The organism is Mesorhizobium sp. M1328, from assembly GCF_040318075.1.
Lineage (GTDB): Bacteria > Pseudomonadota > Alphaproteobacteria > Rhizobiales > Rhizobiaceae > Mesorhizobium.
On sequence record NZ_JAMYLO010000002.1, the window covers coordinates 483,941 to 509,361 of the forward strand.

Sequence of the window (25,421 nt, forward strand, 5' to 3'; positions counted from 1 at the left end):
TTGTCCCAATTCTTTCGAATAATGTCAATCGGGACACTTTTTGCCATCCGGTGCCGAGCCTATCGTCCACCCATCAATGTCCAACGGGAAAGGAAAACCCATGTCGCAACCAGCCAAAGGCAAAGCTCCACGCCGCGCCCTCATCGTTATCGACGTTCAGAACGACTATGATGGCGGCAACCTCGCCATCCAGCATCCGCCCTTCCGCGACAGCGTCGTCAATGTAGCGCGAGCGATGGACGCGGCCACCGAGGCAGGCGTCAAGGTGGTGGTCATCAAACAGTTGGCGCCGGAAACCTCACCGGTCTTCGCCAAGGGTAGCCATGGCGCCGAGTTGCACCCGGAAATCGCCAGGCGAAACCACGACCACTACATCGAAAAGAACTTGCCCAGCGCCTTCACCGGCACAGACCTCGAGGAGTGGCTGCGCGCCAACTCTATCGATACGATCACGGTCATCGGCTACATGACGCATAATTGCGATCTGTCGACGGTCATCCACGCCGTGCATATGGGCTTTGAGGTGGAGTTCCTGTCTGACGCAACGGGGTCATTGCCGTACGCAAACAGCGCCGGCTACGCTTCGGGGGAGGAAATCCATCGCGTCGTGACGATCGTATTGCAGTCGCGCTTCGCGGCCGTTCTCAAAACCGCCGAGTGGATCGATTGCCTGAAGACCGGCGTGGTACCCCAGCACGACACACCCTATGCCTCCAACCAGCGCGCGCTGGCGCGAAGCGCGGCGTAGGGACGAGATCGTCGCGAAGACGCCAAAAAGGGCGCCGCAGCGTTGCGGCGCCTTTGCCGTTCAAGCGTTGATTATCCCTAAAACAGGCCTTCGATCTGGCCCATTTCGTTCAGGAAAATCTTTTCCGAGGATGGCGCCTTGGGCAGGCCGGGCATGGTCATCACCTCGCCGCAGATGATGACGACGAAGCCGGCGCCGGCAGACAGCCTGACCTCGCGCACCGGCACGGTGTGGCCGGTCGGCGCGCCGCGCAGATTCGGATCGGTGGAGAAGGAATATTGCGTCTTGGCCATGCAGACCGGCAAATGACCGTAGCCGGCGTGCTCCCAGGCGTGGAGTTGGTCGCGCACCGACTTGTCGGCGATCGCTTCGGAACCGCGATAGATGCGCTGGACGATGGTGTTGATCTTCTCGAACAGCGGCATGGCGTCGGGATAGAGCGGGGCGAATTGCGACGCGCCGGATTCGGCCAACGCCACGACTCTTTTGGCCAGTTCCTCGATGCCGGCGGATCCCTGAGCCCAGTGCTTGCACAGGATCGCCTCTTCGCCCATCGAGGCGACGTAGTCCTTCATCGCCTGGATCTCGGCCTCGGTGTCGGAGTAGAAATGGTTGATAGCGACCACTGCCGGCACACCGAACTGGCGGATGTTCTCGATGTGGCGGCCGAGATTCGCACATCCCTTTTTCACCGCCTCGACGTTCTCCTTGCCGAGGTCCTCCTTCTTGACGCCGCCATTCATCTTCATGGCGCGAACCGTTGCGACGATGACCGCCGCTGCCGGCCTAAGGCCGGCCTTGCGGCATTTGATGTCGAAGAACTTTTCGGCACCGAGATCGGCGCCGAAACCGGCTTCGGTGACGACGTAATCGGCAAGCTTCAGCGCTGTCGTGGTGGCAACGACGGAGTTGCAGCCATGCGCGATGTTGGCGAACGGGCCGCCATGGACGAAAGCCGGGTTGTTCTCCAGCGTCTGCACGAGATTGGGCTGCATGGCGTCCTTCAAGAGTACGGCCATTGCACCGTCGGCCTTGAGGTCGCGGGCATAGACGGCCGACTTGTCGCGGCGATAGGCGACGATGATGTCGCCGAGGCGCTTTTCCAGGTCCTTCAGGTCGGTCGACAGGCACAGGATGGCCATGACTTCCGAGGCGACTGTGATGTCGAAACCGGCCTCGCGCGGGAAACCGTTGGCGACGCCGCCGAGCGAACAGATGATCTCGCGCAGCGACCGGTCGTTCATGTCCATGACGCGGCGCCAGACGACGCGGCGGGTATCGATGCCGAGCTCGTTGCCCCAGTAGATGTGGTTGTCGATCAGCGCCGACAGCAGATTGTGAGCGGTGGTGATGGCATGGAAATCGCCGGTGAAGTGGAGGTTCATGTCCTCCATCGGCACGACCTGCGCGTAGCCGCCGCCGGCGGCACCGCCCTTGACGCCGAAATTCGGTCCGAGCGAAGCCTCCCGGATGCAGACGATGGCCTTCTTGCCGATGCGGTTGAGGCCATCGCCCAAGCCCACTGTCGTCGTCGTCTTGCCTTCGCCGGCCGGTGTCGGGTTGATGGCGGTGACGAGGATCAGCTTACCGTCCTTGTTGCCCTTCACCGACTTGATGAACTCGGCCGAGATCTTCGCCTTGTCGTGGCCGTAGGGCAGAAGATGTTCGCTCGGAATGCCGATCTTCTGGCCGATCTCCTGGATCTGCTTCTTCCTGGCGCCGCGCGCGATCTCGATGTCGGACTTCACTTCGGCCATGACGGCTTCCCTCTGGATTGGACGGATTTGACTAGTGTGGTCGCAAGAACAGCCCGGCATTGCAGGCGCGAGCATGTTCTACCCCTGTCGCTGCCGCGGCGTCAACTTTCATGCAACTATGTTTCCTGCGAAGAAAATACCTCTGCCGCCGGCCGCTCTGCTACAGGTTCTTTTTGCGCCGGTTGCAGCGCCGTATAGAAGCCAGAGCAGGCGCGGTTCCGCCGTCTCAAAACAGCCGCCTAATACGCGAAAAGCGACAGAAGCAACGGCGCAAATTCACCAGCGCCGGCTGTGCGGCACGATCCGCTACTGCGTCAGCACGTTGCTGATCTCGACCATGTTCGAGCGCACCCTCAGTATGTAAAAACCCATCGTCGTCAGATGTGTCGGCAACAGCCAGCCGTCCTCGCGCCCATTGGCGATGATGAAGGGCTGGATGCGCAGCGCCGAGACGAATTGCGCGTCCATCGTATCCCACAGGTTCTGCAGGTGCTTTTCCTTGATGACGTCCTCGAAGTCGGCCTGTGCGCCCTTCATCAGCCCGTAATAGGCATAGAGCTGGCCATAGGCGAACCAGAAGCGGTCGTCGGCGCGAGTGTCGAACCAGCCATTATTGTGGTTTTCGGCACGCTCCTTGAGGATCGCCGAGGTCGAACCGATATCGGACGAAATGCGGTCGATATACTGCTTGAGATTGTCGGCGCGGGCATCGAACGTCGCCTGGCAGGCTGCGAGGCGGGCGTTGAAGGAACGCAGCTTGCGCACCGCGTCGCGATAATAGCTCGGCGTCGGCGTCTTGGGCCCGAACGGGTTCAAGCCGAAATACCAGGTTTCCTCATCGAACTGCAGATTGCCGCGGGCGTCCTGCAGGTCGGCGTCGATCTGCGAGGTGGTGCGGACGCGGCCGAGATTGTCGGCAAGCTCGGTCGCCGTGCGCCGCACCGCCTGGTTGATTCCGCGCTGGAACGAAGCCTTGTTGTCCATGAACGGCGTGTGGTCCCAGTCGATGCCGAACAGGCCGAGCTTGTAAAGGATCATCGACGACACCCAGGCATTCTGGTTGACGTTGAAGTCGGTCAGGTCGGCCGCAACCTGGGCAATGGCTGAATTTCCGCAGGTCTTGGCCGTGTCGGTGCCGGCGCCGGCGGAAACCTGTTCACCGGCGGAGCTGTTGCGCTTTTCGAACGTGTATTTGTCGACGTAATTCGGGTCGAAATTGTTCCACCACTGTGTGGCGTAGAAGAAATTGACATAGAGGCCGATCAGCAGGAGCAACGCCAGGCCGAGCACCGCCTTCAGGATCCAGCCGCGTTGCGTGTACCAGCGCCCCGCCCACAGGAACGGCCACAGGATCGCGCCGATGAGCAGGCCGATGCCGCGGCCAATCCACTGGAAAATCCGGGTGAAGAAATTCACGATCGGATCAAGCATGGCGATGTCACCCCCTCAGTCAGTCAAACCATAGAGGCGTGTGCGAAACGCCACCTTGTCCTTCAGATATGTGGTTTTCAGAACGTCCACAACATGCGATCGCCAGGCGTCGCTGAAGCCTTCATAATCCCTGTAGAAGCCCGGCTTGTTGAAGACGTAACGCGAAACGAAGTCCTGCGGCACGAAGTCCGAGATTAGCTGGTTGCTCAGCCAGGCGTCGGGATGGTCCGGCTTGGCGCGGATGACCAGGAAGCGCTGCTGCGGGAACACATCCTCGATCTTGAGATGGCCGAGTTGGGCGATCTCGCGCTTGGCGGCGTTGAGGAAGGGAAAATTGCCGTCCCTGGTGATCAGATCGGCGTGGCCGTGGATCCAGGTCTGCAGCCAGACCTTGTCGACGTCGGTCAGATTGCGGTCGGGCTCGGCGTCGCGGATCAGCGCGCGCACCACCATTTCGGCGCGATGCTCGAGATAGCCGGAGGTTTCGATCCATGAGGCGCGCGGCAGCTCGATGCGGCCGGTCGAAGCGAGGAATTTGAACACCTTGTCGGCATCGTGGATCGAGAGGTAGCTCACCTGCCAGGGCCGCGAACGGCGGAAACCCGGCGCTGCCGGGTCGCTGATCACCGTCGTCACCTCGGGATCGACGAACACATAAAGTCCACCGAAATGGCTGGTCCAATAGGCATTGTGGCGGAAGATCACCTGGTCCGGCACCAGCGCATTCTCGCGGATGTCGCCGCAGATCTTCGCCAGCTCGACCATGTGGGCCAGCATGGCGTTGTCGCGCCAGGCATCCGGCTCCTGCTTCAGCCGGTCGACCAGTTTGCCGAGTTCAGCGGCCTTGCCAAGCACATCCTCGGCCGACAGCACCTTGAATTCGACCTGGTTGATCGACAGCAGGTCCTCGATGTCGTCGACCTTGGGAACCGAATCCTCTATCTCGCCGTAGATGACGTCCTTGATCGTCAGTGCATCGATGGCGCGCTGGTTCTTGGACATGAATTCGTACATCAGCAGCGAGGTGTTGGAGAAAGCCGTGTGCACCACCGGCAGGTCGATCTGCGACGGCGTCAGGATGATAAAGCGGCGGTTGACCTCGTTCGGATCGAGGTAGCTGTAGTCGCCGCATTCCTCGGCGACCTGCGGCGAAAAGCCGGTGCGGTCGATCTCGAAGCTTTTCAATTTGGTCGGCTTCAGGCCGAACGCGACCATTGCCTTGTTGTAGCGCTGGATGAGATGCGGCTCGTCGATCGTCAGCAGCCGGCCGTAGATCAGCTCGTTGTCGCGCAGCAGATCGGGCTTCTTGGCCATTATTCCTTCTCCCCGTTCACGGGGAGAAGGTGCCCGAAGGGCGGATGAGGGGCGGCGCAGACGCTCATCATTCTTTTCCTGCAGCTGTCGAAGGCAGAAATTTTGCGTCAACAGCAATCATTTTTTCATCCAGTCGACCGTCAAGGACGGCCACGATCGTGTCCAGCACGCTCTTGCGGCTCGTCAGCACATCGGCGTGCCATATCCTCAGTACCGACCAGCCATTCCGATTCATCGTCTCGTCCCTGTATCGATCCTGAGATCGATTTGCGTGCTGGCTTCCATCAACTTCAACGACCAGATTGGCTTCACGGCAGGCGAAGTCAGCAAAATATGGACCGATCGGCAGTTGGCGAATAAATTTATGGCCATTCAACCTTCGTCCGCGCAGTTCGCTCCAAAGCTTGTCTTCGGCGCCGTTTTCGACCTTCCGCAGTTGCCGGGCTCTCGTAACTTTCGGCTCGTTTCCGCCACGCATTGCGCTGCCCCTCATCCGCCCTTCGGGCACCTTCTCCCCGTGAACGGGGAGAAGGGAAAGGGCTCACGCATTCCACAGCCCTTTCTTCTTCAACTCCTCGATCTCGCGGACGGCACGCTCCCGCAGGCGGGTGTCGCGGATCAGCTTGGTCACCGCCGCATCATCGGACTTGTCGGAATAGCGGAATTCGGAATCCGCGTAGCGGTTGATCTCCTGCATGACCATATCCATCGAGAATGGCCCGCGCAGTTCCTCGATCATCGCTTTCTTGTCGTCGTAACCCTTGTGCATGAAGGCTTCCGGCTTTTCGAACCACTCGTCCGGCAATTCGATGTCCATGGCGCGCATCTTGATGGCATCGGTGACGTTCTTGATGGCGCGGCCGGTAAAGCGCGGCTCGGCATCCTTGATCATATGCAGATAAGTGCCGATGTCGGCCATCGTCTTTGGCGCGCCGTTTTCCTTCATGTAGCGCTCATAGACCTTCATCAACCCGTCTTCCTGCGGCTTCTCATGCTCCTCGTAAGCTTCCATCACCGCGCGCTGGATCTCTTGCGCCGCATAGAGCTTGTGGTCGCCGAGCGGGATCTTGTGGTTCTTGCCGGCGAGCAGAACGAAGATGTCGATGTAGTCGTCGCGGCTCTGCGGGCCATCGACCAGCCAGCGCGCGCCGGCGCGCTGGCGCAGCGCGTCGTCGACGTTTTCGGGATAGTTGGAGAACATGCCGAAGGAGCAGTTGCCGCGCACCACGGTCGCCGCACCTCCAAAGGCGTCCATCAGGACGCCGGTGATTTCCTGCTGGCCGGCGGAGGCGCGATCGTCGGAGCGACGTGCCGCTACCTGGTCGATATCATCGATGGTGCCGAAGCCGATGACGCGCGGGTTCAGCACATTGTTGATGAACTGGCGGCAGTTCTGGCCGGACTTGCCCTGGTACGAGGAGATCTGGTCGACGCCGAAATTCTCGTAGGCGAAGGGATAGCCGGCGATCTGGCAGTAGCCGTTGAGCAGGCCGGCGATCATCTGGATCAGCGTCGTCTTGCCGGTGCCGGGCGCGCCGTCGCCGATGAAGGTGAACAAGAAGCCGCCGAGCTCGACGAACGGGTTCAGCTCGCGCTCGAAATCGTAGGCCATCAGCATCTTGGCAAGCTTGACCGACTGGTATTTGGCGATGTGGTTGCCGACGACCTCTTCCGGTTTTTTGAAGGTCATCACCAGCGGCTTTGCCCGCTTACCCGGCGCGACGTCGAAACCGTCAAGGGTAAAATCGTCGACGTCGATGCGGATATGCGCGTTCTCGAACGGGCCGATGCCGTCGAAGCGGCCCTTTCGCGCCAACAGCCCGTCGATGGCGACGCGGGCAAAGGCGCGGGCGCGGGTCATCAGGTCGGCATCGTCCTTCGAACCTGCTATCGCCCTGTCGAGCCCGGCCACGATCGACTTCACCGCATCCTGTGGCGTGTCGAACAGAAAGTCCGGCTCGGGCGTGTCGTTCGGCGCCTCGCCGTCGCTGTCGATCAGCTGGAACAAATAGGAGGCAAGGCTGAAGGCGGAGATGTAGGCAGAGGCCGACAGCAGCTTCTTGAAGGTGGCAGCTTCATCGCCTTCGAGCGGCGCGCGGGCGTTTTTCGCCTGCAGGCTTTCGAGGTCCGAGCCCTCGGCGAAGACATCCGATATGGCCAGCGCTATCGCTAGCCCGCGCCGGGCGCGAAACAACAGCGTGTGCTGCGGGATGGTCAGCAACTGGTCGTCGGAATGGACGGCGGCGACGGTTTTGGCGAGCTCGACCTCGCGCGTGTGGCGCACCGAGCCGACCGAGACGGTCGAGACGAAGCGGCGGTTGGTGCCGGCAAGCGCGGTGCCGGACTCGCGCGATGGGTCCTCCAGCACGACGATGCGAGTGATGAAACTTTGCGCAGTGGCGCGGTGCTTTTCAATTGCCGCTTCCGGGATGGTGGTCAGGCCGGTGTCCATGGAGGATGCTCCGCGATTTGACGGTCAGACGTCGCTGATGACCTGCCCATTCGACAGGATGTGGACCTTGTAGCCCGAAAAGATCTTCTGCGCCTCGCCGGCGGCATAGAGCGCCTGATAGGCCTCGTGCGGAATCAGCGCATGGTTCTCATAGCTCGACACGCCTTGCCGCGCGGCCTCGAGATCGTCGGTATTGATGAAGAATTCCTGCGTCGTCTTTTCGCTCGAAAACAACCCCTTGCGGCCTGGCTTTTCGGCCTTGGAAAAGACCTCCTGGATGGTCCAGGTCAGCAGCCAGGCGTTTTCCGGCTTGCGGACCTTGGCCAGCACTTCGCTCACCGTCGAATTGTTGTCGGTAATCCCTGCAGAATAGAACGGGCCGAGCACGACGCGACGCAGCTGCTTGGGATGCAGCGGCTCGAAATCCTTGTCGAGGTTGACCGCGATGGTCGCCGGCGACAGCGCGTAGGCGGAATTCTTCTCGGTGAAATCGTCGAAACGGTGGGCAAGCTCGGGATTGAGCAACCCGTCGACCGGCAGCGGGATGTCGACCCTCTCATTAAGTTTGCCATTGGAGTCGACAAGCTGCCGGATCATGTCGTCCGAGGAATCCTCGACCGTCACCATATAGACGAGCGGCAGGTTGGCGCTGCCGTCGAAGCAGGCCCAGTGGACCAGATAATAGGGCCGCAACGTCTTCGGATTGACCGACACCTTGACCGTCTGGGCCAGCGTGAACGGGCCGAAGGTGGTCTCGCTCTTGACGTCCTCGAGGTAAAGCCGCTCGGCCATCGACTTCTGCAGCGCTTCGGGGAATTCCTTGTGGCGCAGGATGAAGTCCGCCATTTCCTCGCGCAGCTCATCGGCCAGCGGGAGATTGGCGAGGCGCGCATCGGCCTGGAGCCGGTCGTTTTCCAACTCGAGCAGGTTCTGGAAGACCGGGAAACCGCTTTCGGCGCGCGAGATGCGGAACGTCTCGGTGAAGCCCAGCCGGTTGCGCCAGCACGAGAACGACTTGTCGAGCCGCGCAATATATTCGGCGACGACCTTGGCGACGATGCCGTGCCGGTAGAGCGGCGAGCGATCGTCGCGCATGAACACTTCGAGGCCGCCAAGTGCCGCCGCGATCGCCGAGAAATAGCGCGCCGCGGCTTCGTTTTCGGGGGTCATGCTGCCAGCCCTTGGGAGCAGTGCACGTGCAGCAATTACGACTGCACGTAATTTGCCGAATTGTGCTTCTTCATCACATCGTCGAAGCGGCGGGCGAAGGCATCGTCCGCGAGCTTCTTGCGGCGCTGGATGTCGGCGGTGGCGACCATGTTCTTCTCGTGCATTTCAAGCAGATCGCCAATGTGCTTCTGCGAGGCAGCACCAATGCCGGCCATGGTCTCTTCGGCGGTGTTATCGACCTGGCTGCCCAGCGTGTTGATCTTGTGGGCGACATCCTGCTGGGCGGCGGTCTTCAGCGAATCTTCCAAGGCCTTGTAGAGCACGATGCGCTGCTCGGTATCGATGGTCAGTTTGTTGATCAGCGTCGATTGCGCCGCGATCTGGTTGTTGAGCGAATCGACGAAGGTCTGGAACATCGAGGTGTAGCGCTCCAGCGTCTGGCTTTCGGCCAGCAATTCTTGCTCCTTGGCCTGCTTCTCGTTGTATTCCGTGGCCAGTTTCGAGCGTTCGCCCTCAAGCTGCGTGCGCTCCTTCTGGCTGGTCGAGGCGGCGATCTTGTTCTCGATGTCGAGCAGCATCGGGTTGAGTTCCTCGATGCGCTTCTGCACGGTCTCGAGATTGGACATGGTGGTCTTGCGGCGCTCGATCACCTGCGACAGGCTGGCCTCGGAAGTCTTGTAGCGGGTGTCGAGAACCTGCTTCTGCGCCTTGAGGATGCCGACGATGGTGTCGGATTTCGCCAGCAGCTCCTGCAGATTGCCGGCCAGCGACATGTTGCGGACGCGGTCGGTGCGCATGCGCTGCTTGCGCTGGCTGGAGAAGACGCCGACGAAACTTTCCCAGCCGGTGTAGTTCTTCATGCTCTCGAATTCGGCGCCGAAGACGTTGGTGGCGTCCTCCAGGCCGATGATCAGGTCGGCGATATTGCCTTCCATCACCTTCTGCTGCTTCAGCACATCCTCGATGCGGGCATTCTCGATGTCGAAATTGGCATCGCCGATCTTCTTGTCGGCGGTGGCGAGCGTGTCGAGCACGCTCCCGGACTGCTCGATCTTGGTGCGCATGTCCTCCACGACCTGCTTGGTCTTGGCAATCTCGGCATCGAAATTCTGCAATGTCGCCATTGGGGCCTCCCGCTTCGGCATCGGTTTCGTGTCGCAAACCGCCGCGAATATATGTGCCGGGTTTGGCGAATGAAAGACGGAAGACATGGGATTACAGGAAAACAAAAGAATTTCAGGAGGCCGACGGCAGGATAGTCAGGCAATGATTACGGTGTAACTGCCGGCCGGTCAGGCACCGCTTCCAACCGCGGCTGGACTTTTGCTCGGGAGCGACGCTCAGGGCTTGGGATCGGCCTTGAGATAGGCGATGACGTTTGCGATGTCGTCGTCGCTGGTCAGGCCGGAGAAGGCCATTTTGTTGCCGGGGACCTTCTGCCGCGGCGCGCGCAGGTATTCGGCAAGGTTTGCTTCGTCCCAGACCAGGCCGGCAGCGCCCGCGTCCTTCATCCCCTGCGAGTAGCGGCTGAGGTAACTGTCCGCGGTGCCGGCGGTCCGGCCGACGACACCCAGCAGATGCGGGCCGACCTTGTCGCGGTCGCTCGTTGCCTCATGACAGGCCATGCATCTGTTGAAGACCTTCTTGCCGAGAGCAGCATCGCCGTCGGCATGCGCGGCAAGAGTGCCGGTGATGAGGAAAGCAGCGGCAGACGAAATGGCTCGAAGCATGGGAAATCCCGACGGCTCTGGCTGAGAGGTTCTGAAATAGGAAGCAAACCTTAACAAGCGCCGCACGATGGCGCGATTGCGGAACGAATGTCGGCCGGGAGGTCGGATGAAAGCAATAGCGCTGGTTCAGGCTTTGGTGAAGCCGATGAAATCGTCGGGCACGGCGCGGCCCATTTCTTCTTCCCAATGGCGGCGGCAGAGCGAGACATAGACATCCTTGCCGATCGCCACCTGTTCGCCCTGTTTCGCCACCTTGCCGTCGGCGCCGAGGCGCACCACCATCGTCGCCTTGCGGCCGCAACGGCAGATGGTGCGCACCTCGCGCAGGTCGTCGGCGATCGCCAGCAGGGCGCGCGAGCCGGAAAACAGCTTGCCTTGGAAATCCGTGCGCAGGCCATAGCACATGACCGGGATGTTCAGCCGGTCGGCGATGCGGGCGAGTTGCCAGACCTGCTCCTCTTCGAGGAACTGCGCCTCGTCGACGAAGACGCAATGCACCGTGGCGTGGTCGTGATGCTCGGCGACCCGGGCAAACAGATCGTCGCCGTCGCGGAACATCTCGGCCTCCGTCTCCAGGCCGATGCGCGACGAGATCAGCCCGGTATCGCCCTTGCGGTAGTGGCCGGCGATGAACAGCATCGTCGTCATGCCGCGCTCGCGGTAATTGTACGAGGCCTGCAACAGCATCGTCGTCTTGCCGGCATTCATCGTCGCATAGTGAAAGTACAGCTTGGCCATGCCGTCCTTTTAAGCCGAGTTGCAACAAAGCGGGGAGGGGGAGCGCCTACATCCCACCGGGAAAAGGCGGCTTCTATCCGGAAAGCGGCGGGCGTGTCGCTGATCGGCCAGCCTGCGCCGTTGTTCGTGATTGCCTTAGTGCTTGAAACCGCAGCAGAATGATGTTTGGCTGACGCGACAAGGCGGAGATAAAACCGTCGCTTCGCTTCACCGAGAACTGAAATGGGAGAATTTTCATGTCGCGTCTGAATTCATTCGTCGCCGGCCTCGGCCTGGCGGCTTTTCTATCCACGACTGGGGCCTTCGCCGGCGATGCGGAAAGCTGCAAGACGGTGCGGCTGTCCGATGTCGGCTGGACCGACATCCAGGCGACCACCGGCATAGCCTCGGTTCTGCTCACCGCGCTCGGCTACGAGCCGAAAGTGATTCAGCTTGCAGTGCCGGTGACCTATGAATCGCTCAAAAACAAAGACGTGGACGTCTTCCTTGGTAATTGGATGCCGTCGATGGCTAGTATCATAGAGCCCTTCACAACCGACGGCTCGGTCGAGACTATCAGCGAGAACCTTGCGGGCGCTGGCTACGGCTTGGTGGTGCCAACCTATGTCGCTGACGCAGGCGTCAAGACGCTGACCGATCTAGGCAAGTTCAAGGACAAGTTTGACGGCAAGATATACGGGATCGAGGCCGGCAATGACGGAAACAAGATTATTCTCGATATGATCGCGAAGCCGGAAAATAATCTCGAAGGCTTCGATCTGGTCGAATCCTCCGAGGCCGGCATGCTCACCCAGGCCGAGCAGGCGATGAAGAACAATGAATGGATCGCCTTCCTCGGCTGGACGCCGCATCCGGTGATGGGCGCCATGAAGATCACTTATCTCGAGGGGATGGGTGATAGCGGCTTCGGCGCTGCCACGGTGCACACAAATGTGCGCAAGGGCTACACAACCGAGTGCCCCAATGCCGGCAAGTTCATCACCAACCTGAAGTTCAACCTGGACATGGAAGGCGAGATAATGGACGCGATCATCAAGGGTGCTGACGGCAACACCGCAGCCACAGACTGGCTGAAGAAGCACCCGGACGCGGTCGCTCCCTGGATCGCCGGCGTCACCACCTTCGACGGCGGCGATGCGGCGGCAGCGGTGAAAACAGCGCTCGGAAGCTGACCTGACCGCTTGCACGACAAGACGAGGGGCAGCCACGGTAGACATGGCTGCCCTTTTTCATATCCTGTGACAAGATGACCGTCCGGCAAGGACGGCGCCGGCAGAAGAGGGGCTAGATGGATCCGATCTCCAAATTCCTGGTCAGCTACAAGATTCCCATAGGGGCGTGGGGGAAGGCGTTTTTCGGCTTTCTCACCGATAATTTCGACACCGTCTTCAGGGCTTTTTCCAACAGCCTCAATTTCCTGCTCGACGGCATCGTCGACGCGCTGCTGCTGCTGCCGCCGGTTCTGCTGATCGCGCTGATCGCTTTGCTCGCCTATTTCCTGCAGCGCTCGAAAGGCTTGGCCCTGGCGGTGTTCATCGGTTTGCTGTTCATCCTCAACCAGAATCTGTGGAAGCAGACGGTGGAGACGCTGGTGCTGGTGGTTGCCGCCGCCGCCGTGTCGATGGCCATCGGCGTGCCGCTCGGCATCTGGGCGGCGCACAAGCCGAAGATCTATCGCGTCATGCTGCCGGTACTTGACCTGATGCAGACGCTGCCGACCTTCGTCTACCTGATCCCCGTGCTGACCCTGTTCGGCCTCGGCAACGCGCCCGGCCTGATCGTCACCATCATCTTCGTCATACCGACCTCGGTCCGGCTCACCCATCTCGGCGTCACCTCGGTGCCGAAATCGATCGTCGAGGCGGGCGAAGCTTTCGGCGCCACCAAGCGCCAGCTGCTGTGGAAGGTCGAGCTGCCTTCGGCACTGCCGACCATCATGGCTGGGCTGACCCAATCGATCATGCTGTCGCTGTCGATGGTGGTGTTCGCCGCCCTTATCGGCGCCGGCGGGCTCGGTACAGAAATCAACCGGGCGCTCGGTTCGCGCAGGATCGACCTCGGGCTTGAGGCAGGGTTGGCCATCGTCGTGCTCGCCATCGTGCTCGACCGGATGACGCGCATCGGCGTGGGAGGCAAGAAATGACCGTCGCCGTCGATTTCAGGAATGTCGACATCGTCTTCGGCGCCGACCAGGCCGGCTCGCTGGCGCTGATCGACAGCGGCGCCACCCGCGCCGAGATCCTCGAACAGACGGGCAACGTGTTGGGCTGCGCCGGCGCCAGCCTCACCGTGAACGAAGGCGAGATTTCGGTGCTGATGGGGTTGTCCGGCTCCGGCAAGTCGACGCTGCTCAGGGCCGTCAACCGGCTGAACGTCGTCTCGCGCGGCCAGGTGCTGGTCAAGGACGGCGATGGTACGGTCGACGTCGTCACCTGCGACGAGGCGACGCTTCGGCGGCTGCGGCAGAAGCAGGTGGCAATGGTGTTCCAGCAGTTCGGCCTGCTGCCGTGGCGCACCGTCGAGGAGAATGTCGGCCTCGGCCTCGAACTCGCCGGGGTACCCGAAGCCGAGCGCAAGGAGCGGGTGAACAGGCAGCTGAGGCTAGTCCATCTCGACCAGTGGTCGAAGAAATACGCGCATGAGCTTTCCGGCGGCATGCAGCAGCGCGTCGGCCTGGCGCGCGCCTTTGCCACCGAGGCGCCGATCCTGCTGATGGACGAGCCGTTCTCGGCGCTCGATCCGCTGATCCGGACCAAGCTGCAGGACGAGTTGCTGCAGCTCCAGGCCGAGCTGAAGAAGACCATTATCTTCGTCAGCCACGACCTCGAGGAGGCGCTGAAGATCGGCACCCATATCACCATCATGGAAGGTGGGCGCATCGTGCAGACCGGTGCGCCGGAAGACATCGTGCTGCGGCCTGCCAACGACTATGTCCGCGACTTCATCGCCAATGTGAACCCGCTCTCGGTGCTGACCGCGTGGAACGTCATGCGCGACCGCCGCGACCTCGAGCACGGCGAGGACGGCTGGGTGTGGCTCGACCGGCGCAAGACGACGCGTTTCAAAATCGACGAACACGGGCTGGTGGTGGCGGCGGAGCGCGACGGCAAGCCGGCGGTGTGGGTGTCCTGCGCCGATGTCGAGGCCCAGCCGGAAGAGACGGCGCAGGTGTTCTGGGCCAACCCCGGCACCTCGCTAAAGACCGTGATGCTGGCCATGCATCGCTCGCAGACCGCACCGGTGGCTCTGTTCGACGACCAGTCGCGCTTCGTCGGCGCCATCGGCGTCAGGGATGTGCTGAGCGCGGTGTTGCGAAGGTAGTTGTTTTCCTCTGGAAGAACGAAACGGCTCGTAGCGTTTCTTCGCGCCCTCCGGTCCTGCCGGACATCTCCTCACAGTTGGGGAGGCTGGCAGTTTTACCGACCGCTCTCTACACCGCCAGCGGCAGGCGCAACTCCGTCATCAGGCCGCCATCGGGATGGTTGGACAGGCTGACTTCGCCGCCGGCGCCGCGGGCGATATTGCGGGCGATGGTCAGGCCGAGGCCGAGGCCGCCGGTTTGGCGGTTGCGCGACTGTTCCAGGCGCACGAACGAGCCGAACACGGCGTCGAGCTCGGCCTGCGGTATGCCCGGACCCTCGTCGCGGATCGCCAGCGTGATGATCCTGTCCGATTGACGCAGGCTGAGATGCGCCTTCTTGCCGTAGGTCACCGCATTCTGGACGAGGTTGGTGACGCAGCGCCGGAGCGCGACTGGGCGCGCTATGCAGATCAAGCCGCGCGAGCGCGTGTACTCATTGTCGAAGGAGACCTCCTCGAAGCCGTCTGCGATCGATTCCACCAGCGACCAGAAATCGATCCTCTCGCTCTTCTCCTCGGTCACCTCGAAAGTGGCGAAGTCGATGACCGAGCTGGCAATGCCTTCGATGTCGGCGAGGTCGTGCGCCAGTGCGGCGCGGACGATGGAATTCCTGAGCAATTCGAGGCGCAGCCGCATCCTGGTCAGCGGCGTGCGCAGGTCGTGCGCCAGTGCGGCCGCAAGATGCTCACGGTCCTCGACATAGGCGCGCAGCCTTGCCTGCATGGCATTGACCGCCTTTGCCGCGGTGCGCACCTCGCGGCTGCCGCTCTCGGCGATCGGCGGGCTCTTCAGGTCCTCGCCGATCCGGTTCACCGCGGTCTCCATCATCCGGTACGGCGCCGTTAGCCGGCGCAGCGACCAGATCGAGGAAGCCACCACCAGCCCTGCGATCAAGGCATAGAGCGGCAGGCTCTCGAAGCTCAGTATCGGCCCGGCCGGCGTGTTCGGTTCGGTGAAGTTCAGCCATTGCCCGTCGGCAAAGCGAAGCGAGGCCGTCAGCTTGTCGCTCTGGGCGAAATCGGCCGCCAGCACCAGCAGGTCGCGCTCGACCTGGCCGATATCGGGACCGGCGACCGTCCCACCGGGAGCGTCGGCTTCGTGCGTTGCCGGGTCGCGGCGGACCCGCGCGTCGGTGATGCCGAACTTCGATAGCCGGCCGACCAATATGTCCTCCAATTCGGCCAGCTCGTCGTCGCCGGCTATCGAGGAAGTAACAGCGGGCGTGCCGGAGACGGTGAGCGCATAAGTGGCGTTGAACAGGCCGGAGGCCGTCGCCTTGCGCTGTTCGGGGGTGGCGTCATGCATCAGCTGCACCAGCGAGAAGGCGCGGTCGTTGAGCCGATAGAGATCGACGACGTCATTGGCGGCGGCACGGTCGCGCGAAACGATGTAGAGGGTCGCGATCTGGCTGATCAGCAGGCCGGCGATGACGATGAGCAGCACCCAGACCGGCAGCGTTTGCGGCAGAATGCGTCTCATTCGGAGGTCGTCTCAGGCAGGAACTGGTAGCCGCCGCTGCGCACGGTCAGGATCAACTTCGGCGTTTTCGGGTCGTCCTCCATTTTGCGCCGCAGCCGGCTGACCAGAATGTCGACGCTGCGGTCGAAGCTGTAGCCGCTGTCGCCGCCGGACAGCTCAATGAGCTGCTCGCGGCTCAGCACGCGCTGCGCGCTCTTGACGAAGGTCTGCAGCAGGTTGAATTCGGCCATCGTCAGCTCGATCCTGACGTCGCCCGGCGCCATCAGCCGGCGGCGCGAACAGTCCATCGTCCAGCCGGCGAAATGGTAGATTTGCCGCGAGGCGGCGCGTCGCGGTTCGGCGGCGCCATTGCGTCTCAAGACGGCCCGGATGCGTGCGAGCAGCTCGCGCGGATCGAAGGGTTTCGGCACGTAGTCGTCGGCGCCCATCTCCAGGCCGACGACGCGGTCGGTGGTCTCGGTGACCGCGGTCAGCATGATGATCGGTGTCGAATAATTGGCGCGCAACTCGCGGCAGAGCTCCAGGCCGCTCCTGCCGGGCAGCATGACGTCCAGAACGATCAGGTCGACCTGGGCGCGGCGCAGCACGGTCTCCATCTCGGTGCCGTCGGCGGCGACCGATGTATGCAGCCCTCGCTTCTGGAAGAATTCCTGAAGCAGGTCGCGAATGCCCTTGTCGTCGTCGACGATCAGTATGTGGGGGTCGGATTTCACAGGGAACCTGTCATTTGTGGATCGCCCAAGCCGTGCTTCGGCCGTCAGCCAGACGATAGAATTCAGGCCATAAGTTGGCCAGTGGAGATCGGCGGCTCGATCCGGGCTGCCCAGAAACAATCCAGAAACAAAATTCTACAATCCGGAAAAACTACCGAAAAAAATCAAAGGCATAAGTGGTGCCGTGGCGGTCAGGTCATCGGCTGCGACACGCGTTACGGGATTACGGACAGACCAATGCAAAGGTTCTCGATCAGTCTGATGGGTGCGTTGCTTTCCATTTCGCTCGTCACGGCCGCGGTTGAACAAGCCGACGCAAAACTGGCCGATGCGAAGGTGGCCAATGCAAAGGCGGCCGATGCAAAGGTGGCGACCACCCGCAGCGAGCGTTGCATCGATCTGAACCGCCAGTTTGACGAAGCCCTCGAAACCCATGCCGCGGCAACGCAGGTCACCGCGGCGAAAGCACTTCAAAGAAAGGGAAACCGGTTCTGCGCCAACAAGAAACAGGCACAGGGAATCCGGATGCTCGCGAACGCTTTGAAGCTGCTTGGAGTGACACCGATCGATCCCGTTCAGTGACACTCAACCCGATCTGCACAAAAAGGAAGTGAAGCCATGAAAAAGTCCCTCCTCTCCGCCCTCGGTCTCGCCATCGCGCTGGCCTTCTCGATGCCGGTTCTCGGCGCCAGCAGCGCCAATGCCGCGACCACCACCCCGGCTGCGACGACAACGACGACCGCTGCGCCGGCCAAGGCCGTGAAGAAGGTCGCTGCCAAGAAGACCGTCAAGAAGCACAAGAAGCACGCGGTCAAGGCAGCTCCGAAGGCCTGATCAAGCGACATCTTTCTACCCTATGAGAAGACCGCTCCAGTTGCGATTTGCCTGGAGCGGTCGTCTTTTTGTTGCGTGCAGACAATAGGGTCAGTCCCGGCCCACACCCTCCGTTGAACGCCAGACGGCAGTTCCCACATAGGCACGGACTTTTGAACTGCGCCCGCCGGGAAGCCGATCGCGCGCGGTTGAATGGACGACCGCTTTTGCCCATGTCAAAATGACCGCAAAGCTGTCGTACGCAATTGCCGGTCCAATGCCTGAAATCACCACAAAACCCCGTACCAGCACGAAGCCGAAGGTCGAACGGCCGAAGCTCTACAAGGTCATCCTGGTCAATGACGATTTCACGCCGCGCGAGTTCGTCGTGACGGTGCTGAAGGCCGAGTTCAAGCTCAGTGAAGACCAGGCGCATAGGATAATGATCACCGCGCACCGGCGCGGCGTCTGCGTCGTCGCCGTCTTCACCAGGGATGTCGCCGAGACCAAGGCGGCGCGGGCAACCGATGCCGGCAAGGCCAAGGGCTACCCGTTGATGTTCACGACGGAGCCGGAGGAGTAGAGCTCCTCCCTCGCCCCGTTTACGGGGAGAGGGAGGCGAGGCCCGGCTTGCCGGACGGAGCAGGGTGAGGGGCAGCGCAATGTCTGAAGAAAGTTTCACAGCGCCGGCGCCGCCCTCATCCGCCTGCCGGCACCTTCTCCCCGTATAGAGACGGGGAGAAGGGAACTACCGCCCTTCGCGGTACCACATCGAGCCCATCGCCAGAAGCAGCAGGCCGAGGCCGAGGAAGCCGCCGAACAGCGGCACGCGCGAGACGGCCTTGAGCACGCTGTCGTCGGTGGTGCGCAGGCCGATCCAGTCATTACCGGAAGCCGCGCCCGAGGAACGGACTGGGACGACGGAGGGCAGCGTGACCGTGCTGGTGAGATTGCCAAGTGCCGAGGCAGGCGCCAGCCGGCGAACGCTGCCGCCGGTTGCCTCAGCCGGTGGTTTCAGCCGGTTTTCGGTGGAGACGACGTCGGTGAATTCCGGCGCGTTGACCGGCCCGACATGGGCCAATGCCGTCAGGTCGCCATTGCCGACCTGATAGAGACCGATTTCGCTGGTCTCGACGCTGCCGAGGAAGACGCCTGGCTCGGACTTCTCAAGCCTGACGATCAGTGCCTTGCCGGACGGCGTGATGACTTGCGCCGGGCCGGGATCGTCACTCATCGTCTGGCGGCGGATCTCCAGCACCATGCCGCGGCCGTCGGCGGTCAGCCGCTCCTCCTCGAGTTCGGGCTCCTTCATGAGCCAGTGGGCGATGCGCCGGTAGAGTTGGACATGCGGCCCGCCGCCCTCGAAGCCGCGCGCCCACAGCCAGCCCTGGTCGGACAGAAGCATGCCGACGCGGCCTTCGCCCTTGCGGTCGAGCAGCAGCAGCGGCCGGTTGTCGGCGCCCTTCATCACCACCTCGCCCTCGGGGTTCTCGACGCCGATGGTGCGGAACCAGCGGCTCCAGTGCGGCGGCTCGGTCGCCGAGCCATCAAGCCCGCGCGTTACTGGATGACGCTGGCCGGTATCGGTGAGGCGCGGATAGAAGGCCTTGTCGATGACCTCGCCGGTCGGCATTGCCGGCAGCGCCGACATCAGCGGCGTGCGGGCGATCGAGCTTTCGCCGGCGTATTCGGGGCCGGCCGCGATTAGCAGCGCGCCGCCTTTTTCGACATATTCGGAGATGTAGTCGTAATAGAGGATCGGCAGCACGTCGCGGTGCTGATAGCGGTCGAAGATGATCAGGTCGAAATCCTTGATCTTCTCGACGAACAACTCGCGCGTCGGGAAGGCGATCAGCGACAATTCGTTGATCGGCGTACCGTCCTGCTTTTCCGGTGGGCGCAGGATGGTGAAGTGCACGAGGTCGACCGAAGCGTCGGATTTCAGCAAATTGCGCCAGGTGCGCTCGCCTGCATGCGGTTCGCCGGAAACAAGCAGCACGCGCAGATTTTCGCGGATGCCGTCGATCAGCGCGATGGCGCGGTTGTTGGTGTCGGTGAGTTCGCCCGGCTCGTGGTTGATGGCGAGTTCGACGATGTTGCGCCCGGCGTTGGGAATGGTCACCTGCAGCGGCATCGCCTGGCCGATGTTGGCGTGCTCGACCGATACCTGCTCGCCGTTGACCGATACGCGGACGTCGACCGGGCCGGTTTCGTTGTTGGTGGCAATGACGCGATAGGTCATGTCGAGCGGCTTGCCGACGAGGCCGAAACGCGGCGCATTCTCGAAGCGGATGCGGCGGTCTTTTTCATGGTCGTTGCCGGTAATCAGCGCATGCAGCGGGGCATTGAAGTCGGGCGCGCCGGGTGGCGCGTCATGGACCTCGCCATCGGTAATCATGATGGCGCCGCCAATGCGCGATGGCGGCACGTCGCGGAAAGCATTTTCGAGCGAGGAAAACAACCGCGTCTCGGTGCGCTCGTCGGCGGCTTCGGACTTGCCGGCTTCGACGACACGGACGTCGAACTGCTTGAAGCGGCCTAGACGCTGCTGAAGACCGGCCAACGCCGCGTCGGTCTGCTTGGTGCGGTCGCCGATATCCTGGCTCTGACTGCGGTCGACGACGACGGCGACGATGCTTTTCAGCGGCTCGCGTTCTTCGTCGAGGAACACCGGATTGAGCAGCGCCGCAGCCAGAGCAATCAGGGCTGCCAGGCGGAAGACCGCGCCGCGCTGGCGAAACCAAAGGCCGACTAGCGCCAGCAGCAGCAGCAGCACCACAACCGCTGCGAGCAGCGGCCAGGTGGTGAGCGGTTCGAAGGCGAGCGACCAGTTCATGGTCTATTGCCCCAGCCGTTCGAGCAGCACCGGGACGTGCACCTGGTCGGATTTGTAGTTGCCGGTCAGCATGTACATCATGATGTTGACGCCGGCGCGCAGCGCATAGATGCGCTGCATCGGATCCGACGGCACGGTCGGCAATAGCGGGTCGCCATTCTCGTCGACGGCCCAAGCGCCGGCGAAATCATTGGCGGTGATCATGATTGGCGAAACGCCGTCGCCGGTGCGCACCGGGCGGTTCTCGGTGTTGCTGGCTTCAAGCGATGCCTCGACCCAAAGCGGGCTGCCGGCAAAACGGCCGGGAAACTCCGGAAGGATGTAGAAGGATTTGGTCAGCACGTGGTCCGACGGCACCGGTTCCAGCGGTGGCACGTTGAGGTTGCCGAGGATGTCGCGCAGCCGCTCCGTCGCCGGGCTGGTCGAATCCGCACCAATGCCATTGGCGAACTGGTCGCGGGTGTCGAACAAGACGGTTCCGCCCTGCTGCATATAGGCGTCGACGCGGGCGATGGCGGCCTCGCTCGGCATCGGGGCCGAGGGATCGATCGGCCAGTAGATCAGCGGATAGAAGGACAGTTCGTCCTTCGAGATGTCGACGCCGGCCGGTGCTCCGGGTTCGAGCGCGGTTTTTTCGATGAGGAATCGGGTCAGGCCTTCGAGCCCGGCGCGGCTGATCGAATCGATACCCGGCTCGCCGGTCAGCACATAGGCGATCCGGGTCTTTGAAATGTCCCCGATCGCCTCCGTATCTCCCGGTTTGGCGTCGTCGGCACGCGCGACGTCCGCGTGGCCAATCAAGGCGCCGAGCGCAATCAGCAGGACGGCTGCCGTCGCCGCAGCGCCGGCACGGCGCGGCCGGCGCGACAACAGGCCGCCCATCCAGAATACGGCAAGCGTGTCGAGCACCATCAGCACCAGGGCCGCCGTGACCAGCGGACCTTTGAGGTTGCGCTGCTCGTCGAAGGCATACTGGATGGTGGTGACCGGCACGGTGATTTCAGGCCGGGCCAGCGGCGTGAATGCGCTGTCGCCAACGAGCAGATTGTGAGCGAACACTCCCGTCTCGGAGCCGTAGAGGCCGGGCGGGTTTTCCAGCGTCACCGGCTGCGGGCCGGCGCCGGGCACCAGCGGCCTGGCATCCGGCGTCGGCGGCACCAGCGTGCCGTCGGCGGAGATCATGCGATAGGGTGCCAGCGACGTCGCGGCGGCCTCGGCATTGGCGACCGCCGCGCCCTGGTTGCGCGACAGTTGCACGATGCGCCGCAGCATCTCGACGAAGCTGCCGGAGATCGGCAGGTTGGACCACGTCGCCTCGGGGGTGACGTGGAACAGCACGAGGGTGCCCTTGTCCTTCTTCATCCCGGTCACCAGCGGCGTACCGTCGGCAAGCGTGGCCCAGGTGCGCTCGACGATGTCGGGCGTCGGTTCGGCCAGCACCTGCCTGGTGACGGTGACCTCGGTGGGCGGCGCGAGGTCGGCGAAGGGGCCGGTTTTCGGGAATTCAGTGACCGGCTGCGGTGCCGTCCATGACAGCGCGCCGCCAAGCGATCGCTCGCCGGTAAGCAGCCGGACCGGCAGCAGATCGTCGTCATTGCCGGCAGCCGCCAGCCGCGAACCGGCAAAACGCACCAGCGTGCCGCCCTTGTCGACCCAGTCGACCAGCCTTCGCCGTGCCTGTTCCGGAATGGTGCCGACATCGGCCATGACGATCATCGCCGGTTTTTGGTCGAGCAGTTGCGGGATGGCGTCGGCGAGATCGACGCTCGACGGCTCGACGAGATCGGCGAAAGGCTGCAGGGCGCGGCGGATGTAGTAGAGCGGCGACAGCAGCGGTTGCGCCTGGTCGGCCTCGGCCTGCGACAGCAGCCCGACGCGGCGGCGTTTTGAGCTCTCATCGAGCACGCGGACGGCACCGGCCTGGCGCTCGCCATCGAGCGCGATGTAGGCGAAGTCGTTACGCAGTTCGAACGGCACCGCCATCGTGCTGGTGGCGGTGGTTCCGCCCGGTGCGAAGGTCAGCGTCGCGTCGGCGATGCGGCGGCCCTTGTCGTCGAAGGCGCCGGCCGTCACCTGTGCAGGTGCCGGATCGCCCGGTGCGCGGATGGCGGTCAGGGCGAAGCCGTCGACCTGGTTGTCGGCGCCGGTCAGGCCGGTCAGCGACAGCCGGTCGGAGACGGCCCAGACGACGCGTGCTGCGTTCTTCGACAACAGCGTGTTGAAGGCGGCTTCGTCGCCTTGCGCCGCCAAGCCATCGGCGAGCACTGCGACGCTGGCGCCCGGCAGCGACTCCAAGGCTGACGCGACGCGGGCGTAGACGGCGGGGCGGTCGGTCGGGATCGGCCGCGGCATTGCCGCGCGCAGCCGGTCGAGCGCGGCAGCGGCATCGAAGGGACCGATCTCGGCATTCGGCTTCTCGGCGGTGAAAGCGATGAGCACCGGCACGCCGTTCGAATTGGCATCGGCGATCAGCCGCTCGGCGGTGGCGACGCGCTTGCCCCAGTCGGCGGCACTTGCCCAGTCATTGTCGATCACCAGCGCCAGGGCGGCGCCCTCGGCCGGCAGCTTTTCGCGCGGGTTGAAGACGGGTTCGGCAAGTGCTGCCACGATAAGCGCGGCCATCAGCAGCCTGAGCAGCGTCAGCCACCAAGGGCTCTGCTGCGGCGTTTCTTCGCGCCTCAGCACGCGGGCGAGAATCCTGAGCGGCGGAAACACCTCGGTTTGCGGCCTGGGCGGGGTCAGCCGCAGAAGCCACCAGATCACAGGCAGCGCCAGCAGGCCCCACAGCACCATCGGCGCCCCGAAGGAGAGCGGCAGCCAACTCATGCGCGGGCCCTCCCGGCAAAGCTGCCCTCGGCGGTCATCGCCATGTGGATGTGCACCAGCGCCTCGGAGGCAAGGCGATCGGTATGATTGACGGTAAAGCTCCAGCCAAGCCGTTTGCACCAGGCAGCCAGTTCCTGGCGGCGGGCGGCATAAAGCAGGCGATATTCCTCGCCCAGCATTTCGGCGCGGCCGGCGGTCAGCTTGTCGCCGGTCTCAGGATCGGTGAATTCGGTGCGCCCGGCATAGGGGAAGCTTTCCTCGGCCGGATCGGCGACCTCGATCAGATGTGCGCGCACGCCGTGGCGGGCGAGCACGTCCAGCCAGGCTATGGTGTCCTCGACCGGGTCGAGGAAATCGCTGACGAGGACGATGTCGCAGAAGCGGCGAATGCCGGACAGGTCGGGCTTTGCCGGCAGGTCGGCGGCGTGCATCAGTTGCGCCGCGATGCGCTCGGCGCCATTGCGGGCGGTGAACGGGTCGGTCAGGCCCGGCCAGGCAATGCGCTCGCCGCTGCGCGACAAAAGCTCGGCCATGGCCAGCGCCAGCACCAGGGCGCGCGATTCCTTGGAAACGCTGGCTCCGGTCGATTTGTAGAGCATGGAAGGCGAGGGGTCGGCCCACAGCCACACCGTATGGGCGGCCTCCCATTCACGGTCGCGGACATAGGTGTGGTCGTCGCGAGCGGAACGGCGCCAGTCGATGCGCGAGGAATCGCCTTCGACATAGGGCCGGAACTGCCAGAAATTCTCGCCGATGCCGCGCTTGCGGCGGCCATGCCAGCCGGCAATTACCGTGTTGACGATGCGGCGCGCCTCGACCAGCAGGTCCGGCACCAACGAAGCCCGCAACCGGCCTCTGGCGAGCGCATCGCGCGTCGCTGCCGGTGCCTGCGCTTCACCGATGCGCGCCATCAAATCCCTTTCGCGAGCTTCGCCACGACATCGCGAACCGTGGTGCCCTCGGCGCGGGCGGCGAAGGTCAGCGCCATGCGGTGCTGCAGCACCGGCTCAGCGAGCGCGCGAACGTCGTCGACCGACGGCGCCAACCGGCCGTCATAGAGGGCGCGGGCGCGGGCGCACAGCGTCAGCGCCTGACTGGCGCGCGGGCCTGGGCCCCAGGCGACGTGCTTGTCGGTATCGGCGTTGCCCTGGCCGGGGCGCGCCGAACGCACCAGCTTGAGGATCGCCTCGACGACGCTTTCAGGCACCGGCATGCGGCGGATGAGCGTCTGGATATCCTTCAGCCGCGCCGGCTGCAGCACGTTTTCAGCCTTGGCATCCTCGATACCGGTGGTTTCCAGCAGGATGCGGCGCTCCGCCTCGATCTCGGGGTAGAGGATGTCGACCTGCATCAGGAAGCGGTCGAGCTGCGCTTCCGGCAGCGGATAGGTGCCTTCCTGCTCCAGCGGGTTCTGCGTCGCCAGAACGTGGAACGGTGACGGGAGGTCATGGCGCACGCCGGCAATGGTGACGTGGTATTCCTGCATCGACTGCAGCAGCGCCGACTGGGTACGCGGCGAGGCGCGGTTGATCTCGTCGGCCATCAGCAGTTGCGCGAAGATCGGCCCGGAAATGAAGCGGAACGAGCGCTTGCCGAATTCATCCTGCTCCATCACCTCGGAGCCGAGAATGTCTGATGGCATCAAGTCGGGCGTGAACTGGATGCGGCGCGAATCGAGGCCGAGCACGATGCCCAGCGTTTCGACCAGCTTGGTCTTGGCTAGGCCGGGCACGCCGACCAGCAGTGCATGGCCGCCGGCCAGCAACGCAACCAGCGTGCGCTCGACGACGCTTTCCTGGCCGAAGATGACCCGGCCGACGCCGTCGCGGACCCTCGAAATGTCGGCCAGCGCCTTCTCGGCCTGTGCCACCATGTCTTTTTCGCTGATCGGGCTTTCCTTGATCATAACGCTCATGCAGCATCGATCCTTCTGGTTGGAAATACCGCTTGGCACCTTGGGTGCCGCAGAATGCCGCGATTCGGCCTCGCATGGCGCCTGCAATGAACTTAAATCACAGACTTAGGCTGACAAGCGGAACAACAGTGACTATTT

22 protein-coding genes are annotated in these 25,421 nt (G+C 63.0%); 7 read left to right on the forward strand and 15 right to left on the reverse strand.

The annotated features are described in order from the left end of the window. Window positions 1–100 precede the first annotated feature (100 nt). The gene (locus NKH23_RS06900) at window positions 101–748 is read left to right on the forward strand and encodes a cysteine hydrolase family protein (protein WP_352912556.1); all 648 of its coding nucleotides are present in this window, start codon (window positions 101–103) and stop codon (window positions 746–748) included. A gap of 77 nt (window positions 749–825) precedes the next feature. Here NKH23_RS06900 and NKH23_RS06905 read toward each other — a convergent pair whose 3' ends face one another. The 9 genes from NKH23_RS06905 to NKH23_RS06945 form a co-directional block, all read right to left on the reverse strand. Beyond that, window positions 826–2,505: a formate--tetrahydrofolate ligase gene (locus tag NKH23_RS06905; RefSeq protein WP_352466802.1), complete on the reverse strand. Its 1,680-nt coding sequence runs from the start codon at window positions 2,503–2,505 to the stop codon at window positions 826–828. Window positions 2,506–2,811: 306 nt separating this feature from the next. Then, a complete protein-coding gene (locus NKH23_RS06910) occupies window positions 2,812–3,936 on the reverse strand; it encodes a DUF2333 family protein (protein ID WP_352978778.1) in 1,125 nt (374 codons plus the stop codon). A 15-nt stretch (window positions 3,937–3,951) separates the two neighbouring features. After that, entirely contained in the window at window positions 3,952–5,250 is a 1,299-nt protein-coding gene (locus tag NKH23_RS06915; protein ID WP_352912554.1) for a DUF6638 family protein, read from the reverse strand. A 67-nt stretch (window positions 5,251–5,317) separates the two neighbouring features. Then, window positions 5,318–5,728, reverse strand: a complete 411-nt coding sequence (locus tag NKH23_RS06920) for an endonuclease domain-containing protein (protein ID WP_352714560.1) — start codon at window positions 5,726–5,728, stop codon at window positions 5,318–5,320. 63 nt (window positions 5,729–5,791) lie between these two features. Continuing rightward, window positions 5,792–7,702 carry an AAA family ATPase gene (locus NKH23_RS06925; RefSeq protein ID WP_352912553.1) on the reverse strand — a complete coding sequence of 637 codons (1,911 nt, stop codon included), beginning with the start codon at window positions 7,700–7,702 and terminating at the stop codon, window positions 5,792–5,794. Window positions 7,703–7,726: 24 nt separating this feature from the next. Then, window positions 7,727–8,872 carry a hypothetical protein gene (locus tag NKH23_RS06930; RefSeq protein WP_352912552.1) on the reverse strand — a complete coding sequence of 382 codons (1,146 nt, stop codon included), beginning with the start codon at window positions 8,870–8,872 and terminating at the stop codon, window positions 7,727–7,729. Between the two features lie 35 nt (window positions 8,873–8,907). Further along, window positions 8,908–9,996 carry a hypothetical protein gene (locus tag NKH23_RS06935; RefSeq protein WP_292660727.1) on the reverse strand — a complete coding sequence of 363 codons (1,089 nt, stop codon included), beginning with the start codon at window positions 9,994–9,996 and terminating at the stop codon, window positions 8,908–8,910. A gap of 216 nt (window positions 9,997–10,212) precedes the next feature. After that, entirely contained in the window at window positions 10,213–10,602 is a 390-nt protein-coding gene (locus NKH23_RS06940; RefSeq protein WP_352978781.1) for a c-type cytochrome, read from the reverse strand. A gap of 126 nt (window positions 10,603–10,728) precedes the next feature. Continuing rightward, complete coding sequence (locus tag NKH23_RS06945) at window positions 10,729–11,340, reverse strand: thymidine kinase (protein WP_352713219.1); 612 nt, start codon at window positions 11,338–11,340, stop codon at window positions 10,729–10,731. Between the two features lie 236 nt (window positions 11,341–11,576). Between NKH23_RS06945 and choX the strand changes: the two genes are divergently transcribed. From choX to choV, 3 genes are all read left to right on the forward strand, one after another. Next, window positions 11,577–12,512, forward strand: coding sequence for a choline ABC transporter substrate-binding protein (gene choX, locus NKH23_RS06950; protein ID WP_352978785.1), 936 nt, complete (start codon window positions 11,577–11,579; stop codon window positions 12,510–12,512). 116 nt (window positions 12,513–12,628) lie between these two features. After that, entirely contained in the window at window positions 12,629–13,483 is an 855-nt protein-coding gene (choW, locus tag NKH23_RS06955) for a choline ABC transporter permease subunit (protein WP_352978787.1), read from the forward strand. Continuing rightward, window positions 13,480–14,661: a choline ABC transporter ATP-binding protein gene (gene choV / locus NKH23_RS06960; RefSeq protein WP_352978789.1), complete on the forward strand. Its 1,182-nt coding sequence runs from the start codon at window positions 13,480–13,482 to the stop codon at window positions 14,659–14,661. Before choW ends, choV begins: the two co-directional genes overlap by 4 nt. Window positions 14,662–14,770: 109 nt before the next feature. Here the strand turns inward: choV and NKH23_RS06965 are convergent, their stop codons facing one another. Continuing rightward, window positions 14,771–16,180, reverse strand: coding sequence for an ATP-binding protein (locus NKH23_RS06965; RefSeq protein WP_352978791.1), 1,410 nt, complete (start codon window positions 16,178–16,180; stop codon window positions 14,771–14,773). Further along, window positions 16,177–16,893, reverse strand: a complete 717-nt coding sequence (locus NKH23_RS06970) for a response regulator (RefSeq protein WP_352466812.1) — start codon at window positions 16,891–16,893, stop codon at window positions 16,177–16,179. Before NKH23_RS06970 ends, NKH23_RS06965 begins: the two co-directional genes overlap by 4 nt. 237 nt (window positions 16,894–17,130) lie before the next feature. On the opposite strand from NKH23_RS06970, the gene NKH23_RS06975 reads away from it, so the two are divergent. The 3 genes from NKH23_RS06975 to clpS all read left to right on the forward strand — a co-directional run bounded on the left by NKH23_RS06975 (window position 17,131) and on the right by clpS (window position 18,289). Next, the gene (locus NKH23_RS06975) at window positions 17,131–17,475 is read left to right on the forward strand and encodes a hypothetical protein (RefSeq protein ID WP_292665026.1); all 345 of its coding nucleotides are present in this window, start codon (window positions 17,131–17,133) and stop codon (window positions 17,473–17,475) included. 36 nt (window positions 17,476–17,511) lie between these two features. Continuing rightward, a complete protein-coding gene (locus NKH23_RS06980) occupies window positions 17,512–17,727 on the forward strand; it encodes a hypothetical protein (protein ID WP_352713203.1) in 216 nt (71 codons plus the stop codon). Window positions 17,728–17,983: 256 nt separating this feature from the next. Next, window positions 17,984–18,289, forward strand: a complete 306-nt coding sequence (gene clpS, locus NKH23_RS06985; protein WP_023679498.1) for an ATP-dependent Clp protease adapter ClpS — start codon at window positions 17,984–17,986, stop codon at window positions 18,287–18,289. Between the two features lie 165 nt (window positions 18,290–18,454). On the opposite strand, the gene NKH23_RS06990 is transcribed toward clpS, so the two are convergent. Genes NKH23_RS06990 through NKH23_RS07005 form a run of 4 tightly spaced genes read right to left on the reverse strand, consistent with a single transcriptional unit; the run spans window position 18,455 to window position 25,283 of the window. Then, window positions 18,455–20,542, reverse strand: a complete 2,088-nt coding sequence (locus tag NKH23_RS06990) for a hypothetical protein (protein WP_352713201.1) — start codon at window positions 20,540–20,542, stop codon at window positions 18,455–18,457. A 3-nt stretch (window positions 20,543–20,545) separates the two neighbouring features. Then, window positions 20,546–23,368 (reverse strand): DUF4159 domain-containing protein, encoded by a 2,823-nt coding sequence (locus NKH23_RS06995; protein ID WP_352978794.1) that lies wholly within the window; start codon window positions 23,366–23,368, stop codon window positions 20,546–20,548. Then, entirely contained in the window at window positions 23,365–24,279 is a 915-nt protein-coding gene (locus tag NKH23_RS07000; protein WP_352912544.1) for a DUF58 domain-containing protein, read from the reverse strand. The genes NKH23_RS06995 and NKH23_RS07000 overlap by 4 nt, the downstream gene beginning before the upstream one ends. Continuing rightward, a complete protein-coding gene (locus tag NKH23_RS07005) occupies window positions 24,279–25,283 on the reverse strand; it encodes an AAA family ATPase (protein WP_292662167.1) in 1,005 nt (334 codons plus the stop codon). Before NKH23_RS07005 ends, NKH23_RS07000 begins: the two co-directional genes overlap by 1 nt. Between the last annotated feature and the right edge of the window lie 138 nt (window positions 25,284–25,421).